At 66.6% G+C, this 15,814-nt stretch carries 16 protein-coding genes and 1 pseudogene; 12 read left to right on the top strand and 5 right to left on the bottom strand.

The genetic code is table 11. From position 1 onward, the window contains the following. On the bottom strand, positions 1-212 hold a 212-nt coding region (locus tag BOO71_RS27265; RefSeq protein ID WP_175607336.1), incomplete at its 3' end, for a helix-turn-helix domain-containing protein. Between the two features lie 131 nt (positions 213-343). Between BOO71_RS27265 and BOO71_RS21125 the strand changes: the two genes are divergently transcribed. Genes BOO71_RS21125 through BOO71_RS21115 form a run of 3 tightly spaced genes read left to right on the top strand, consistent with a single transcriptional unit; the run spans position 344 to position 1,869 of the window. Further along, complete coding sequence (locus BOO71_RS21125) at positions 344-691, top strand: hypothetical protein (RefSeq protein WP_075835767.1); 348 nt, start codon at positions 344-346, stop codon at positions 689-691. Further along, positions 688-1,293 carry a histidine phosphatase family protein gene (locus tag BOO71_RS21120; RefSeq protein ID WP_254843241.1) on the top strand — a complete coding sequence of 202 codons (606 nt, stop codon included), beginning with the start codon at positions 688-690 and terminating at the stop codon, positions 1,291-1,293. Before BOO71_RS21125 ends, BOO71_RS21120 begins: the two co-directional genes overlap by 4 nt. 9 nt (positions 1,294-1,302) lie before the next feature. Then, positions 1,303-1,869, top strand: a complete 567-nt coding sequence (locus BOO71_RS21115) for a GNAT family N-acetyltransferase (RefSeq protein ID WP_075835765.1) — start codon at positions 1,303-1,305, stop codon at positions 1,867-1,869. Here BOO71_RS21115 and BOO71_RS21110 read toward each other — a convergent pair. Continuing rightward, on the bottom strand, positions 1,838-2,353 hold the full coding sequence (locus BOO71_RS21110) for a M23 family metallopeptidase (RefSeq protein WP_075835763.1): 516 nt from the start codon (positions 2,351-2,353) through the stop codon (positions 1,838-1,840). The genes BOO71_RS21115 and BOO71_RS21110 overlap by 32 nt on opposite strands. Positions 2,354-2,480: 127 nt before the next feature. On the opposite strand from BOO71_RS21110, the gene BOO71_RS21105 reads away from it, so the two are divergent. Continuing rightward, entirely contained in the window at positions 2,481-3,743 is a 1,263-nt protein-coding gene (locus BOO71_RS21105; protein ID WP_075835761.1) for a M16 family metallopeptidase, read from the top strand. Then, positions 3,736-4,980 (top strand): M16 family metallopeptidase, encoded by a 1,245-nt coding sequence (locus BOO71_RS21100; protein WP_075835759.1) that lies wholly within the window; start codon positions 3,736-3,738, stop codon positions 4,978-4,980. The genes BOO71_RS21105 and BOO71_RS21100 overlap by 8 nt, the downstream gene beginning before the upstream one ends. Before the next feature lie 52 nt (positions 4,981-5,032). On the opposite strand, the gene BOO71_RS21095 is transcribed toward BOO71_RS21100, so the two are convergent. Beyond that, on the bottom strand, positions 5,033-6,193 hold the full coding sequence (locus BOO71_RS21095) for a CaiB/BaiF CoA transferase family protein (RefSeq protein ID WP_075835757.1): 1,161 nt from the start codon (positions 6,191-6,193) through the stop codon (positions 5,033-5,035). A gap of 387 nt (positions 6,194-6,580) precedes the next feature. Here BOO71_RS21095 and BOO71_RS28480 point away from each other — a divergent pair, with 387 nt between their 5' ends. Continuing rightward, positions 6,581-6,952, top strand: a complete 372-nt coding sequence (locus tag BOO71_RS28480) for a GNAT family N-acetyltransferase (RefSeq protein WP_217694924.1) — start codon at positions 6,581-6,583, stop codon at positions 6,950-6,952. 39 nt (positions 6,953-6,991) lie between these two features. Here the strand turns inward: BOO71_RS28480 and BOO71_RS21085 are convergent, their stop codons facing one another. Further along, complete coding sequence (locus tag BOO71_RS21085) at positions 6,992-9,382, bottom strand: glutamine--tRNA ligase/YqeY domain fusion protein (RefSeq protein ID WP_439823035.1); 2,391 nt, start codon at positions 9,380-9,382, stop codon at positions 6,992-6,994. A 134-nt stretch (positions 9,383-9,516) separates the two neighbouring features. Here BOO71_RS21085 and BOO71_RS21080 point away from each other — a divergent pair, with 134 nt between their 5' ends. The 5 genes from BOO71_RS21080 to BOO71_RS21060 all read left to right on the top strand — a co-directional run bounded on the left by BOO71_RS21080 (position 9,517) and on the right by BOO71_RS21060 (position 14,541). Next, positions 9,517-10,068 carry a DUF421 domain-containing protein gene (locus BOO71_RS21080; protein WP_075835753.1) on the top strand — a complete coding sequence of 184 codons (552 nt, stop codon included), beginning with the start codon at positions 9,517-9,519 and terminating at the stop codon, positions 10,066-10,068. A 49-nt stretch (positions 10,069-10,117) separates the two neighbouring features. Beyond that, positions 10,118-11,125, top strand: a complete 1,008-nt coding sequence (locus tag BOO71_RS21075; RefSeq protein ID WP_075835751.1) for a mechanosensitive ion channel domain-containing protein — start codon at positions 10,118-10,120, stop codon at positions 11,123-11,125. Beyond that, on the top strand, positions 11,122-12,468 hold the full coding sequence (locus BOO71_RS21070) for a DUF2254 domain-containing protein (RefSeq protein ID WP_075835749.1): 1,347 nt from the start codon (positions 11,122-11,124) through the stop codon (positions 12,466-12,468). The genes BOO71_RS21075 and BOO71_RS21070 overlap by 4 nt, the downstream gene beginning before the upstream one ends. 100 nt (positions 12,469-12,568) lie before the next feature. Next, a complete protein-coding gene (locus BOO71_RS21065; protein ID WP_175607499.1) occupies positions 12,569-13,264 on the top strand; it encodes an RNA polymerase sigma factor in 696 nt (231 codons plus the stop codon). Between the two features lie 11 nt (positions 13,265-13,275). Further along, on the top strand, positions 13,276-14,541 hold the full coding sequence (locus BOO71_RS21060) for a hypothetical protein (RefSeq protein WP_075835745.1): 1,266 nt from the start codon (positions 13,276-13,278) through the stop codon (positions 14,539-14,541). 26 nt (positions 14,542-14,567) lie between these two features. Here BOO71_RS21060 and BOO71_RS21055 read toward each other — a convergent pair. Next, positions 14,568-15,488, bottom strand: a pseudogene (locus BOO71_RS21055) (GNAT family N-acetyltransferase); the annotation flags it as partial. 54 nt (positions 15,489-15,542) lie between these two features. On the opposite strand from BOO71_RS21055, the gene BOO71_RS29105 reads away from it, so the two are divergent. Continuing rightward, positions 15,543-15,814, top strand: a 272-nt coding sequence (locus BOO71_RS29105; RefSeq protein WP_368482891.1) for a transposase family protein, incomplete at its 3' end; no start/stop codon positions are given.

The following is a 15,814-nucleotide window of genomic DNA, read 5'->3' as shown; positions in this document are numbered from 1 at the left end:
AATTTCCCGCTTTGTATCAGGGCATCTTCAACACGCACCACGGTTCGCTGAACCGTGGCCTCATGGACACCCCAGTCCTGGCCGATGTGAAACAACGTGCGGTACTCGCGCCAGAACTCCAGCGTCATCAGGAGTTGCGCTCCCAAAGAGAGTGCAGGTGGCCGTCCAGATTTGACTTTGTTGGCATGGCGTTCTTGCAACACGGTCTCCATCTCTAGAAATGTTTCAGGGTACACACCAGTGCGACGGCGAAAACTCGTGCGATTCAGCTTCAGGGCCTGATGATATTTTAGCGTGCCAACCATCCCCTACCTTAGCGCACGACTTTCGCAAGAGGTCTACTGTGGAAAACGATCCCCTGCGCGCCGAAACGGTCTGGGAATTGCTGAATGCTGATGCCCGTGCCGAGGTCCTGTACGGCGACTGGACGGCGGCTCTGGAACGCGGTCCCTTTGATCTGATCTTCGCGGATTGCAAACCGGGAAAAGAGGCGGTGGACCGGCTGGTGGATGCCCTGAGTCCCGGCGGCGTGCTGGTGCTGGATGACCTCAGCCCGCCCGCACTCCTGCCTGAAGCGCTACACGCGGGCGATCCGCTGCGGGACGCGGTGTTCTCTGACGCGCGCCTGTGCTGCGCCGAAGTTCAGGTCAGTCACCGGGAGCGCGTGATCGTGGCGACCAGGACAGCGTGAGTGGGTTGCACCTGACCCTGCTGCGCCACGGACGCAGCCGCGCCGACGACGAGGACGTTCACGAGGGCCGTTACGACTCGCCACTGACAGAGGTGGGCCGCGCTCAGGCCCAGGCGCTGGCCGCGCACTGGGCTGCCCATCCGCCCGAATTTGACCGGGCCTACTGCTCCACCCTGGCCCGCGCCCACGAAACAGCCCGTATCGTCACCGACGCGCTGGCTGTGCCGCTCGTGCCGTCCGATTTGCTGCGCGAATGGGACAACGGCCCGCTGGCCGGACTGGGCCGCGAGGAAGCCGCGCGGCGCTATCCCATCCCCACTTTCCGGCATGAGCTGGACGCCTTCACGGCAGACGGCGGCGAGTCCCAGGCGGCGATCCGGGCGCGTGCCCTGCTGGCACTGGAACTGATCTGGACGGGCGGAGGCGAGCGGCTTCTCGTCGTCTCTCACGGCGGATTCCTCAACTCTATGCTGCGCGAATTGCTGCGGATGGAACGCGGCTGGTTCGAGTTTGGGGACACCTCGTTCGCCACGCTGCGCCTGAATCGGCGGAGTCATACGGTGCTGGTCACGGGTGTGAACCTCTGCCCGCATCTACCCTAAACTTCAGCCATGCACCATTCCATCACCCTGACCGACGGTGAATTGACCGTGCGCGCCCTGCCCGAAACAGATATTCCCGGCCTGTGCGCCCTGGCCGCAGACTGCGCCGATGAACTGGCCCTGATGGGAACCTCGCCTTCAGACGCGGCCTATTACCAGAGCGCTCTGGACGCCCCCGATCAGCAACCCTTCACCATCGTGGTGGACGGCGAACTGGCAGGCAGCACGCGCTACGGCGACATTCGCGCGGCGCATGCGGGGCTGGAAATCGGCTGGACGTGGCTGCACCCGCGTTACATGGGAACAGGGATCAACCGCCGCATGAAGCTGTTGCTGCTGGCCCACGCCTTTGAAACGCTGGACATGCAGCGCGTGCAGCTCAAGACCGACAACCTGAACACCCGCTCCCAGCGGGCCATCGAGAAAATCGGGGCGGTGCGCGAGGGCGTGTTGCGAAAGCACCAACGCCGTCAGGACGGAAGCCTGCGCGACACGGTGATGTTCTCCATTACGGCGGACGAGTGGCCGGAGGTCAGTGCGCGGCTCAGTTCTTCTTCAAAAACAGATAGGGATTGATCGCCCCGCCGCCCGTGTAAATCCCGTAGTGCAGGTGCGGGGGCGTGCCTTTGGCGTTGCCACTATCCCCGACATAGCCCACCACGGTTCCTGCCTCGATCCACTCGCCGCGTTTCAGGTCCGGGTATTTCTCCATGTGCGCGTAATAGTGGCGCTGCCCGCCGGGGCCGAGGATCATCACCGTGCGCCCGCCCAGCCCGTTGGGGCCGACATTCAACACGATGCCGCGCGTGGTGGCGCGAATGGGCGTGTTCCGTTTGGCAAAAATGTCGATGCCCTCATGGCTGCGCCCCTGGCTGCGGGCCGCGCCCCAGGTGTCGGTCAGGTTCTGGCCGGGCAGCGGATTGGGCAGGCTGTTTGCCGTTGGCGTGGGCGCGGACAGCAGCGCCGAGTACCGCTGGGCATTCCTGATCTGCGGCCACAGCAGATACAGCGCCCCAACCAGCAGCGCCAGAAAAACAATGAATCCGAGAAAACGCCTCACCGTTTCAGCATGCCGCCCTGGGGCCAGGGAAGAATCAGGGAAAAGTTGCAGAGACGCCCGTTGCCCCGGCTTTTTTTCTGACCTTTGCCCCCCGGCAAATTTCCCCACAACCCTCTACAATCCCCGGATGCCTGCCCTGTCCCAAGCTTTCCCCGCCTCTGAACTGTGGACCCTGCCCGGCGGTCTGCGGCTGGCTTTTGAACGCCGGAGCGGGCCGGGCTTTGCCTTTGACCTGCGCCTTCCGGTGGGCAGCGCCCATGACCCGGTGGGCCAGGAAGGTTCGTCTGGCGTGCTGGAGGAGTGGCTGTTCAAGGGGGCGGCGGGCCGCGACGCCCGCGCCCTCCAGGACGCCTTCGATGATCTGGGCGTGCGCCGGGGCGGCGGCGTGGGGCCAGAAGCAACGCGGCTGGGCGTCTCTGGTCTGCTGGACGATCTGGGGGCCTCGCTGAGGCTGGTGGCCGACGTGCTGCTGCGCCCCGATCTGCCGGAAAACGAACTCCCTGTGCTGACCGATCTGGCGCGGCAGGATCTGGACAGCTTTCAGGACAGCCCGACGGACCTGCTGGCGCTGGAGGCGCGGCGCGTGACCTTTCCCCGTCCTGCCGGTTCCCCGCTGGCAGGCTTCGCACACCCGCCGAGCGGCACGCTGGAGGGTCTGGAGGCGCTGACGGCAGACACCCTGCGGGCGCATCTGGAGGCGTATGGGCAGGCGGGCGCGGTGCTGGGGCTGGTGGCCGATCTGGAACCAGAGGCAGCGCTGGGGCTGGTTTCCGATGCGCTGGGAAGCTTGCGCCCAGGCCGTCAGCCGGGGGCCGAGGCGACCTTTCAGGCGGGGCAGCGCGTTCATGTGCCTGACCCCGACGCCGAACAGACCCACCTGAGCCTGACCGCTCCCGGCATTTCTCCTGGCGATCCGCGCTGGCTGGCGTGGCAGGTGGCGCTGACGGCACTGTCTGGAGGCAGTGCCAGCCGCCTCTTTCATGCCGTGCGCGAGGAACGCGGGCTGGCCTACGCGGTCAGCGCCTCGCCCGTGCTGCTGGGTGGCCAGGGCTTTCTGACGGCCTATGCGGGCAGCACCCCGGCCCGCGCCCCCGAAACGCTGGAAGTTATGCTGGCCGAACTGGCCCGATTGCCCCAGGGCCTGAGCGCCGACGAATTCCGCCGCGCCCGCAGCGGCCTGCGCGCCAGCGTGGTCTTTGGCGCAGAGTCCATGCGCGCCCGCGCCGGAGCGCTGACCCGTGACGTGGCCGTGTTCGGTCAGGTGCGCCCGCTGGCCGGGTTGCGCGCGAGTCTGGACGCGCTGACACTGGAAGGCGTGAACGATTTTCTGACTGACTACGATCCAGTCTCAAGCATGACGATTGTGACGCTGGGGCCTTCAAATGTCTAAGCCTGTGACCGAGCCTCTCATCCACGTTCTGCCCAACGGTCTGACCCTGCTGCTGGAGGCAGACCCGGACGCACAGACCGTCGCCGCCGGATACTTCGTGAACACCGGGGCGCGGGATGAATTGCCCGCCGAGATGGGCGCGAGTCATTTTCTGGAACACCTGATGTTCAAGGGGTCCGAGCGCCTATCTGCTGCGGTGCTGAACGAGCGGCTGGACGATCTGGGCGGGCAGTCCAACGCCTTTACCGGCGAGGAGGCCACCGTCTACCACGCCGCCTGCCTGCCCGAACAGACGGCTGAGCTGCTGGACACCCTGACCGAATTGATGCGCCCGGCCCTGCGAGAAAGCGATCTGGAGGCCGAGCGCGGCGTCATTCTGGAAGAAATCGCCATGTACGCCGATCAACCGGGCATCCGCGTGATTGACGAGTTGCGTGCCGATTACTGGGGAACGCACCCGCTGGGGCATCTGATTCTGGGGACGACGGGGACGGTGGGGGGATTGAGCCGCGACGCTCTGGCCGAAAACCACCGCGCCCGCTACGGTGCGGCCCGCGTGACGCTGGCGCTGACGGGGGCTTTTGATTCAGAGGCGGTGCTGGAATGGGCCACGGCGAATCTGGCCGACTGGCCCGCTGCCGCCGCGCCCACTGCCGGGCCGCCCCCCACCCCGGTTCATCCGGCCCAGGTGCGCGTGATCGCCGACCCGGACCTGAGCCGCGTGCAGGTGGCCGCCGAGGCTCCCGGCCTGGGCGTGACCCACCCTCTGCGCGAGGCGGCGGGCGTGCTGGCCGATCTGATCGGCGGCGAGAACGGCGCGCTGTACTGGGCGCTGCTGGACACTGGACTGGCCGACAGCGCCGATCTGGCCCACCTGGAATACCGCGACGCCGGGGCCTTTGAGGGCGGCTTTTCCTGTGACCCGGAACGCGCCCAGGAGGTGCTGAACATCTTCCGTACCGTGTTGCGGGATGCCGACGCCCTTATTACAGACGCAGCCGTGCGCCGCGCTGCCCGCAAGCTAGCCGTCTCCACTTTGCTGCGGGCCGAGACGCCGCAGGGACGCCTGTTCGCGCTGGGCATGGATTACATGGCCACCGGGCGGGCCGAGACGACCCAGGAACTGGTGGAACGTTACGCCAGCATCACCGCCGCCGAAGTGCGCGAGGTCTTGAAGCTGTGTCCGCTGGAAAGGTTGACGGTGGTGGCGCTGGGGCCGCTGGAAACGCTGGAGTAGGAGGAACTTCTCCCCTCTCCCAAAGAGAAAGACAGCTCCGGTTTCCTCAGATTCAGCCTTCCAGCTCCCCCAGAATCTCTGCCGTGTGTTGCCCCAGCGTGGGCGGGGCGCGGCGCACAGGCAGCGTCTGCCCCCCGATGTCCCACGGCGGCGAGGTCACGGTGGTGTGGCCCAGCGAGGCATGCTCCACCTCCACCGCCACGCCACGCGCCTGCACATGCGGATCGGCAAAGACCTCGGCCATGTTGTTGACAGGGCCGCACGGCACGCCCGCCAGCTCCAGCCGCTCCATGATCTCCTGGCGGGTAAAGCGGGCCAGACCGCCCAGCATCAGCGAGTCCAGCTCGGCGCGGCTGTTCACGCGCCCCTCGTTGGTGGCAAAGCGTGGGTCTGCGCCCAGTTCGGTCAGCTCCAGCGCCGCGCAGAAGCGCCGCCACAGCGCGTCGTTGCCCACCGCGATATTCACGAAGCCGTCGCCGCAGGCCACCGTTCCATACGGCACGATTGAGCGGTGGTCATTGCCCACGGGGACGGGGATTTCCCCGGTGGCCAGGTAGCGCCCCACCTGCGAACTGCCCAGTGCGATCACGCTTTCCAGCAGGTTCACGTCCACCCGTTCGCCCCTACCGGTGCGTTCCCGCTGAAACAACGCGGCCAGAATCGCCTGCGTGATCAGCGATCCGGCGAAGACGTCGGCCACCGCCACGCCCACCCGCAGCGGCGGGCCGCCCACCTCGCCGTTGTAGCTCATCATGCCGCCCATGCCCTGCGCGATCACGTCGTATCCGGCGCGGTCCCTGTACGGCCCGGTCTGCCCGAAGCCGGAGATGCTAGCGTAGATCAGCCGGGGATGCACGGCGCTCAGCGCTTCCCAGCCCAGGCCCAGGCGTTCCAGCGTACCGGGGCGAAAGTTCTCCACCAGCACGTCACTTCCGGCGATCAGCTTGCGGGCGGCGTCCATGCCTTCCGGCGTCTTGAGATCCAGCTCCACACTGCGCTTGTTGCGGTTGACGCTCAGAAAGTAGCTGGACTCGCGCCCGTGTTCACTCTCCTGAAACGGTGGCCCCCAGCCGCGTGTGTCGTCGCCGCCCGGTGGTTCAATCTTGATCACGTCCGCGCCCAGATCGCCCAGCAACATGGTGCAGAAGGGGCCAGTCAGGACGCGAGTGAAATCGGCCACCCGGATGCCGGAGAGGGGAAGGTTGGCGGTCACAGGAAGCGGCAGTTTTGAATTTGAATGGACATGCGGAACCTCGGCAGAACTTGGATTGAGGGCAAGTTTAGCGCGCACCTTGTCGGGAAACGGTTGTGCCAGGGAACGGTTACGCTGCTGAGGTGTTGACCGATCACTGGCCCCTGGCCGCCCTGCGAATCCAGACGCCACGCCTGGAATTGCGTCCGCCGGATGACGGGGAACTCGCGGCCCTTGCCGATGTCGCCGCAAAAAGCATCCACCCACCAGATCAGCGCCCGTTTCTGACGCCCTGGACGCACCTCCCACCCTCGGAGCGCGCTCTGTACGTGATCCAGCAGCACTGGCTGACGCGTGGGCAGTGGCGGCCAGAGGCGTGGAGTCTGGGACTGGGCCGAGCCTGTCGGCATGGTGTCGTTGCGGGGGCGCGATTTCCCCATTCTGCGAGAGGTCAAAACCAGTTCCTGGCTCGGCATGAAGTTTCAGGGTCAGGGGTTCGGAACCGAGGCCCGCGCCGCGCTGCTGCATCTGGCCTTCGCGGAACTGGGCGCGGTGGCCGCCCTCAGCGAAGTGTTTCAGGACAACGCGGCTTCCCAGGGCGTCTCGCGCAAGCTGGGGTATCGCCAGGGCGGCATCTCGCGGGATGTGCTGGACGGCCAGCCCGTCGTCTCAGACCGCCTGCGCCTGACGCGCGAGGACTGGGAACGCAATCAACAGATAACGGTGACCGTGACGGGGCTGGAACCCTGCCGCAGATTCTTCTTGCCCAAGTCTGGTTGAGGCCAGATTCGAGCGATTCGGCAGCAACTAGCGCCCGTGTTACTTCGCCGCCAGCGCCCCTTTCAGCACGCCTGCAACCCGCCCCGGTTCGGCCTTGCCCTGGGTGGCACGCATGACCTGCCCGGTGAAAAAGCCCAGCAGCGCGGTCTTGCCGCCCTGGTACGCTTCCACCTCGGCGGGGTTCTTTTCCAGCACCCCGGCCACGATACGTTCCAGTTCGGCCTCACCCAGCCCGGCGCTCAGGCCCTCGCGTTCGATCAGGGCGGCGGGGGTCTCGCCGGAAGCGGCGGCGCGGGCCAGGGCGTCGCGGGCCACGCGCGTCGTGACCTTGCCCGAAGCCAGTAATTCCGCCAGCGGCGCGAGATCGGCGGCCTTCAATTTGACCTCCCCGGCCCGCAGCGGCGTCGCCAGATCGTTGACCGTCCACGACGCCACCTGCGCGAAACTCTCGCCCGGCGCGGCATCGGTCAGGAAGGCCAGCAGCGTTTCGTCGCGCGCAATGGTCCGCGCGTCCCCTTCGGCAGCACCCAGACCCGTCAGGCGCGTGACTTCCGCTTCCTGCTCCGGGGTCAGGGCAGGTTGCACGCCGCCTGCGACAACAGCTTCCGCTTTCGGCTTCCGGCTTTCCCCTTTCGGCTTGCTGCTCTCGGCCTTCTGCGTCTGCGCCCAGGCGTCCTTCAGGGTGATGATCCGCCCGAAGACCGGGGCATCCGCGCGGCTGTCTACCGGATCGCGCCAGAAGTAGCCCTGCCGCTCGAACTGATAGCGGGTGTCGTGGGGATCGTTCGCCACGCTGCCCTCCACATAACCGCGCGTGACGCGCAGGCTATCGGGGTTCAAGTAGCGCAGAAATCCAGTATCAACTGGCCCGCTCTCGTGGCCGGGCTGTTCGGGATCGAAGTCGGGAGCGATGTCGTCCGGGTTCTCGCCCTCCGGGTTGGCAACGCGGAACAGGCGGTCATACAGGCGGAACTCGGCGGGAATGGCGTTTTCCGCGCCGACCCAGTGAATCACGCCTCCTGCCTTCGCACCCTCTTCGAGCAGCGTGGCGTGGATGTGGGTCACGTTGCCGGACTCGTCCGTCTCGAATTCATCAGCGCGGATGATGCCCGCCCCACGCAGGCGCACCGTGCCGCCGGGGGTCAGGCGCTTGTAGCCCTTGGGCGGCTCGGCGCTGAAATCCTCGCGCTCGATGAACAGTTCGCGGGTCAGTGCCACGTCGCGCACGGCCTGTTCAGACGCAACCCGCTCGCCACTGGGGAGGGCCACCAGACCGTCCGCCGACGCCTCGATCACGTCATGCGGCCAGTACGGAATCTGGAGGGTGCGCGCCTCATCCAGATTCCCCAGCGTCACGCGCACCGGGTCCAGCACGGCCATCACGCGGGGGGCCTTGTGGTTCAGATCGTCGCGCACGGCGTTCTCGTAGACGGCGATGTCCACGGTGCGGTTGGTCCGGCTCACGCCGATCTGGGCGGCAAAGGCGCGCACCGCTTCCGGTGTGACCCCCAACCGCTGCTGGGCGCGCAGGGTGGGCATGCGCGGATCGTCCCAGCCACTGACATGGCCTTCATTGACGAGCTGGCGCAGTTTGCGCTTGCTGACAATCGTGTATTCCAGGCTGCGCCGCCCAAACTCATACTGGTGGGGGCGCGGGGCAAAGGCCAGCCGTTCCATCAGCCAGTCGTAGATGGCGCGGTTGTCTACAAATTCCAGGCTGCACATGCTGTGGGTCACGCCCTCGATGGCGTCCTGAAGGGGGTGCTGAAAGTCGTACATGGGGTAGATGCACCACGCGTCCCCAGCGCGGTAGTGCCACGCGCGCTTGATGCGGTACAGCACCGGATCGCGCAGCTTCATGTTGGCGCTGGACAGGTCGATCTTGCCGCGCAGGACGTGTGCGCCGTCCGCGAATTCCCCGGCCCGCATGCGGCGGAACAGACCCAGGTTTTCCTCCACGGAGCGGTCCCGGTACTCGCTGGGCGTGCCGGGGGTGTGGGCGTCGCCGCGCAGACGGGCCATCTCGCCCCCGTTCACGCTGTCCACGTAGGCGTCGCCCTGCCGGATCAACTGTTCGGCGTACCCGTAATAGCGCTCGAAGTTGTCGGAGGCGTAAAACAGATTCTCGCCCCAGTCCCAGCCCAGCCAGCGCAGATCGGCCATGATGCCCTCGGCAAATTCCTGGGACTCGCCCTCGGGGTTGGTGTCGTCCAGGCGCAGGTGGTAGCGGCCCCCATACTGCACGGCGGTCTGGAAGTCCAGAAAACTGGCGAAGGTGTGGCCCAGGTGCAGGTAACCGTTGGGTTCAGGCGGGAAACGGGTCACGACGCCCGCGTACTTGCCGCTTTGCAGATCGCGTTCAATGATCCCGGTGATGTAGTTGTCGAGCTGGGGAGAAGCCACGCGCGCCGCAGTGGGCACGTCGGGCATGTCGGTGTCGGACGCGGTCATCGTGCCAGCATACCCGCGCGGGGCGCAGGCCGCTCCTCCCATTTGCCCCGTTGGTGAGGCCCGCCTCTGCGCCCGGCACACGGCCCCGCCGCGCCCAGCCCGCAGACTGCCGTATGGAACTTCTCTGGACCGTCTTCATCGATCTGCTGACCCCGGAAAACGGCTGGTCCGTGCAACTGGTGGTGCGGATCGTCCTCAGCACGCTGCTGCTGTTCGGGTACATCGTCGTACTGGCCCGCACCTTCGGGTCACGGACCTTCGCCACCTTTACCTCGTATGACTTTCTGACCAATGTGGCCTCGGGTTCGCTGGTCGCCAGCGCGATTTTAGGCAAGAGCATCGTGGAAAGCAGCCTGAGCGTGCTGGTGCTGGTGGGCTTGCAGGCGGCGGTGTCGGCCCTCAGCGCCCGCTCGAAGCGCGCCCAGCGGGTCTTTGACAACGGCCCGGTGGTGCTGGTGGAACGCGGACAGATTCGCCATGAGGCCATGCGCCGCGCCCGCGTCTCGGAGGCGATTCTGAATGAGGAACTGCGGAGCGCGGGGGTCAACAGCGTGGAGGGCGTGGCCTTCGCGGTGCTGGAATCCGGCGGGCGCATCAGCGTGGTGCAGGAGCCGGAGGGCGGCAGCATCAGCCGCGAGATCCGGCCAACGGTCAAAGGGACATGAACAGGCACGAACACGCCGCTGACTGCCCGCACAGTACCCTGATGACCGCATGAATCTCGAATTGAGCGCCGTCTGGACGCGGGTGCAGAACCTCGTCCAGAGCTTTCTCGTCACCATTCCCAACATCCTGATCGGCCTGCTGGTCTTCGGAATCTTTTTGCTGATCGCCCGGATTGCCCGCAATGCCGTGACCAGCCTGTCGCAGCGCGCCGGGCAGTCCAAGGGGATTTCGCTGGTGTTCTCACGCATCGTGTCGTGGCTGGTGCTGGCGGTGGGCGTGCTGGTGGCGCTGACCGTGATCTTCCCCACGCTGACCGCCGCCTCGCTGTTCGGGGCGCTGGGCGTCAGCGGCGTGGCCATCGGCTTTGCCTTCAAGGACATCTTCCAGAACCTGCTGGCGGGCATCCTGATTCTGGTCACGCGGCCCTTTCGGATTGGCGACCAGATCGTTTCGGGCGATCACGAGGGCGTGGTGGAGGACATTCAGGTGCGCGCCACGCTGCTGCGGACCTACGACAACCGCCGGGTGGTCATCCCCAATTCCGAGCTGTACACCAACCGCGTGACCGTGAACACCGCCTACCCCCAGCGCCGCCTGTCGGTCACGGTGGGCATCGGCTACGGCGACGACATCGCGGCGGCCCGCAAACTGATCCTGGACACCCTGAATGGGCTGGACGGCCTGCTGAAAGACCCCGCCCCCAACGTGCTGGTCAGGGAACTGGGCGACTTCTCGGTGAATCTGGACGTGCGCTTCTGGATTGATCCGCCGATTCGCAAGGAGGCCGTGGAGGCGCAGGACAGCGTGCTGGAGGCCATTAAAAATGTCCTGCCCGCCGCCGGATTCGATCTGCCCTTTCCCACCCAGCAGGTGCTGTTTCACGATCAGACCGAGACGACGGACGGCAACCGCCAGGAGCAGCGCGAGGGCTGGCCCGCCCGCCAGGACAATCCCCGGAGCAGACAGGGGGTTCAGCGCGAGGCGCAGCAGAATCAGGAGCAGACGCAGCCAAGTCCAGAACAGGCACGGCCCCAGCCAGAAGCCCGGCAGCCATGAAACGCACCTGGCTGCATCTGCGCCAGATCAGTCAGGAATTCTGGTTCCTGCCCGCCATCATGACCGTGCTGGCGCTGATTCTGGCCGAGGCGGGCATCAAGGCCGAGGAAACCTACGGCGTGCCCAAGGGCCTGCATTTCGTGTATGGCGGCGGCGAGACCGGCTCGCGCAGTCTGCTCTCGGCCATCGCGGGCAGCAGCATTGGTGTGGCGGGGACGGTTTTTTCCATCACCATCGCCGCACTTTCCTACGCGGCGGGTTCGATGGGGCCGCGCCTGCTGGACAATTTCACACGGGACCGGGGCAACCAGATCACGCTGGGCACGTTTATTGCCACCTTCGCCTTCTCGCTGTACACGCTGCGCTCGGTGACGGGCAGCAACGATCAGGTCTTCGTGCCGCATTACAACGTGACCTTCGCGCTGGGGCTGGCCCTCGCCAGCGTCGCCATGCTGGTGTATTACCTGGCGCACGTCACCGCCTCGATCAACATGACCCATGTGGCCAATCTGCTGCGAGACGACATGCGCGACTCGCTGATGAAGGCCACCCTCAGGGAGGACCCGGACCGCGACCTGTCCGTGGCCCCCCCGCCGGAGTTCTGGGCGGGCGGCGAGGTGCTGCACGCGCCCAGCGGCGGCTACCTGCAACTGACCGACAATGAGTTGCTGCTGAAAAAGGCCGGGGAGGCGGATGTGGCCCTGCTGCTGCACGTCCGGCCCGGCGACTACGTGTTTCCCAACTCGGTGATCGCGGTGGGCGTGCCCCGGCTGCCCAGAGATGTGATGGACGCGCTGAGTCTGGGAGACCGCCGCACCGTGGGGCAGGACCTGGAATACAGCGTGCGCCAGCTTTCGGAAGTGGCCGCCCGCGCCCTCAGCCCCGGCGTGAACGACCCCGTGACGGCCATCGACGTGGTGGACCGCTTCGGCGACGCGCTGTGCAGTTTGCAGGACCGCCGCTGGCCGGACGGCGTGTACTACAAAGACCATGTGCTGCGGCTGGTGGTCCCCGTGACCGACTTCAGCGGCCTGACCAACAGCATGTTTTCCATGATCCGCCAGTACGGCAAGGGCAGCCCCAGCGTGATGGTCCGCATGCTGGAAGTCCTCGGCACCACCGCCTCGTGCCTGAAAGACGACGAGCGCCGCGCCGTGATCCGCCATCACGCCGAACTGGTCCGCGAGGACGCGCTGGCCAATATCGAGAACTCGGCGGACCGTGCCGACGTCGAGAACCGCTACCGCAAGGTGCTGGACACCCTGGCCAACGGGCAGGACGCCGAGATCCGCGAGGCCGCCCGGCACGCGGTCCGGCAGGCGCAGGGCAGCCGGGTCAACTGAGGACGGGAAGCCACACCCTCCTCCCAGAATCCCACGCCTTCAGCGCCCATTGAACTTTCCCAGCCCCCGGACCCGTATGCTGGATATGACGTGGATGGCCGTGCCTGATTCTCGCTTTTCCCTGCGCTCCCCGCCCAAGACGGCGGCGGAGCGGGGCGATGGCCGTTTCCAGGCAACTCAGGCCGAACCACTGGAAACGCCTCTGCCAGACACCGACGGACGGCTGGCCCTGCGCCTGCGCCAGCGCGACGAGGCGGCACTCTCGGAGGTGTATGACCAGCATTCCGGGGCGGTGTTCGGGGTGCTGAACCGTCTGCTGGGCGACGCGGCGGCCCAGGAAGTGTTGCAGGACGTGTTTCTGCGCCTGTGGGAACGCCCCGAAAGTTACGATCCGGCGCGGGCGGGCCTCAAGACCTTTCTGCTGGTCATGGCGCGTTCGCGGGCGCTGGACCGCCTGCGGGCAACCAAAGCCACCCTGCCGCTGTTTACCGAGGAAGGCGCGGAATTGCCCCTGCCAGACAGCGGGCCGGGGCCAGTGGCCCGCAGCGAGGACGCCCAGCGCCGCGAGCAGATTCGCGCCGCCCTGTCGCAACTCTCGGCGGCCCACCGCGAGACGGTGGAACGGGCGTATCTGGCAGGCGAGTCCCGCGAGGAGATCTCGGGCGCGATGAACGTGCCGGTGGGAACGGTCAAGAGCCGCCTGAATTACGCCCTGAAACATCTACGCGTGGTGTTGGAAAAGTCGGGGCTGGAAAAGGCAGGACTGGGCAAGGAGGTGGAGACATGGCTGGAATGAATGGGTCTGAGATGAATGTAAATGACGCGCAGCATTGCGAGATGGTGCAGCAGCAACTGGAGGAACGCATCGGCCTGGGCCAGTCTCTGACCCCCGAACTGCGCGCCCATCTGGAAGGCTGCCCTGAGTGCCGCGCCCACCTGAAGCTGCTGCTGGAGCTGGAAGCCGCCCTGCTGGAAGGCGTACCGCCCATGCAGCCGCCTGCCCACCTGAAAACGCAGGTGCTGAGCGCGGCCCGCCAGACCCGGACGCACACCCAGACTGCGGCCCCGGCAGCCCAGGCCCGCCCACACGCTTCCCGCCGCTGGTGGCCGCTGATGCTGGGCGCGGCGGCGGTCTCTGGCCTGCTGGCCTTCGGGGCGCTGCTGACGCCCTCGCGCGGAACGGCGGCCACGCTGCCTGACCCGGCGGTGGTGGTGGCGGCGGCGGACGGCCTGCTGGTGGCCAGCAACGACGGGGGCGGAACCCTCAACCTGCTGCGCGGCGATCAGGTCACGGCCAGCCTGCGTTCAGACGGGGCGCAGCCGTCGTGGTTCACACAGGGCGTGCGGCTGGGAGACCGGGTGTATCTGGCCGACGCCGCCAATGACCGCGTGCTGGAAGTGGGCACCAATCCCCTGAAGGTGGTCCGCAGCTATCCCGTGCCGGACGGCGTGGCGGGGCTGACCGCCTCCAGCGGCGCGGACGGCGGGCGCGTGTATTTCAAGACCGTGCGCGGCTCGGTGGGCCGGCTGGGCGACCCGCAGCAACAGATCACGGTGGCCCGCGAGGACGGAATGCCGCTGGCCGACGTGATGGACGGCGTGCTGCTCTCGGGCGGCAAGCTGTTCGTCACGCACCACCTGAGCGGCGAGGTCTGCCTGCTGGACCCCGACACCCTGAATGTTGTTAAGCGCGTGGTGGTGGGCGGCGCACCCGTGGACCTGGCCCCGGAGGCGGGCGGCACCGTGCTGGCGCTGGACGTGGCGGGAAGGTTGCTACGCCTGGGTGCAGACGGTGAAATCATCAAAAGCTGGCCCCTGCCCGGCCACCCGGACAAGCTGGGCGTCAACGGCAGCGTGGCCCTGGTCACGGACCGCGCCGGACAACTCACACGCATCGATCTGATCAGCGGTGAGGTCCACCCCATGCCTCTGGCGCACCCGATGGACGTGATCGCCCTGCCCGACGGCACGTTCGCGGTGGCCGAGGGCGGCGGCGCAGGCAAAGGCAGCGTGCGCGTGCTGGACAAAACGCTCAGGACGAGTTGGGAGTTGGAAGGCCGAGGCGGCAAGTAGACCTTCAGAGGTGGCCAGCCTTCCTGTTACACCCCGCGCCGGTGCAGCTCAAACTGGCCCGGCAGCGACACGAAACCCAGCCGCCTGTTCACCGCCAGCATGGGCGCGTTCCGGCTGTGGTTGTTGGTCCGCATGGTGCTAATCCCCGCTGCCCGCGCCCGGCGGATGGCTTCCAGCTTCAGCGGCAGCGCCAGCCCGCGCCCCCGCGCAGATGGATGCACAGCGGTCAGTTCGTTGTAGGCCACCTGCCCGCCGAAGACCAAAACCATCGCCATGAGGCCCAGCCATTCGCCGCCCGGCCCACGCGCCAGCACCAGCCAGTCGGGGCGCGGATCACTGTCCAGGCGCAGAATCTCGCGCACCTGGGCCAGCGGCCAGCGCGGGTGCCCGGCCAGATCGGGGGTTTCGGTCAGTCGGTCCGCGACGAAATTCAGGTAGCGGTCCAGGATGGTTTCATCTACGCCTGCCATGTCTGTGAACGTGATGCCCTGCGCCGCTGCCCGCTCTGAATCGACGTGAAACGGGGATTCGTCGAACGCGATCAGGTCCAGACTGGAGACAAAGCGGTGCAGGTGCTGCACGAAGCCGCGCCGCGCCGCCCACGCCAGACTGTCCTCATCGGTGTCCGCAACTCCGGTGGAGAGGTTTGAAGCGCCCAGCCGCCCAGCCTCGGCCTGAACGGTCTGCCACAGCGCGCGGCCCACGCCCCGGCCCCGCTGTTCGGGGGCCACCATGACCTGCGCACTCAGGAAACCGGGAGAATTGAAGGCGAAGAAAAAGAGGTGGGCGATCCCGACAACCTGCCCCTCTGCCTCGGCCACCCAGCGGCAGTTGATCTGCTGCGCGGCGGCGCGCTCGTGGTCCTCAGCCAGCAAAGCCCCGGCAGTGGTCTGTCGGCCCATGACCGGATTGCTGATCGCCACCCAGGCCGGGGCATCGGCAGGCGTGAAGAGGCGAACGGAAAATAGACCTCTTGCGAAAGTCGTGCGCTAAGGTAGGGGATGGTTGGCACGCTAAAATATCATCAGGCCCTGAAGCTGAATCGCACGAGTTTTCGCCGTCGCACTGGTGTGTACCCTGAAACATTTCTAGAGATGGAGACCGTGTTGCAAGAACGCCATGCCAACAAAGTCAAATCTGGACGGCCACCTGCACTCTCTTTGGGAGCGCAACTCCTGATGACGCTGGAGTTCTGGCGCGAGTACCGCACGTTGTTTCACATCGGCCAGGACTGGGGTGTCCATGAGGCCACGGTTCAGCGAACCGTGGTGCG

Origin of the sequence: Deinococcus marmoris (genome assembly GCF_001949125.1) — a bacterium.
GTDB lineage: Bacteria > Deinococcota > Deinococci > Deinococcales > Deinococcaceae > Deinococcus > Deinococcus marmoris_A.
The sequence above is the reverse complement of the archived record's forward strand: the minus strand, read 5'-3'. Positions and strand labels throughout refer to the sequence as shown.

Coding starts and splice junctions, on each gene's coding strand:
- BOO71_RS21115 (WP_075835765.1), top strand. CDS start 1,303: ATGCACCATTCCATCACCCTGACCGACGGTGAATTGACCGTGCGCGCC.
- BOO71_RS21105 (WP_075835761.1), top strand. CDS start 2,481: ATGCCTGCCCTGTCCCAAGCTTTCCCCGCCTCTGAACTGTGGACCCTG.
- BOO71_RS21100 (WP_075835759.1), top strand. CDS start 3,736: ATGTCTAAGCCTGTGACCGAGCCTCTCATCCACGTTCTGCCCAACGGT.
- BOO71_RS28480 (WP_217694924.1), top strand. CDS start 6,581: ATGGTGTCGTTGCGGGGGCGCGATTTCCCCATTCTGCGAGAGGTCAAA.
- BOO71_RS21085 (WP_439823035.1), bottom strand. CDS start 9,382: ATGCCCGACGTGCCCACTGCGGCGCGCGTGGCTTCTCCCCAGCTCGAC.
- BOO71_RS21080 (WP_075835753.1), top strand. CDS start 9,517: ATGGAACTTCTCTGGACCGTCTTCATCGATCTGCTGACCCCGGAAAAC.
- BOO71_RS21075 (WP_075835751.1), top strand. CDS start 10,118: ATGAATCTCGAATTGAGCGCCGTCTGGACGCGGGTGCAGAACCTCGTC.
- BOO71_RS21070 (WP_075835749.1), top strand. CDS start 11,122: ATGAAACGCACCTGGCTGCATCTGCGCCAGATCAGTCAGGAATTCTGG.
- BOO71_RS21060 (WP_075835745.1), top strand. CDS start 13,276: ATGAATGTAAATGACGCGCAGCATTGCGAGATGGTGCAGCAGCAACTG.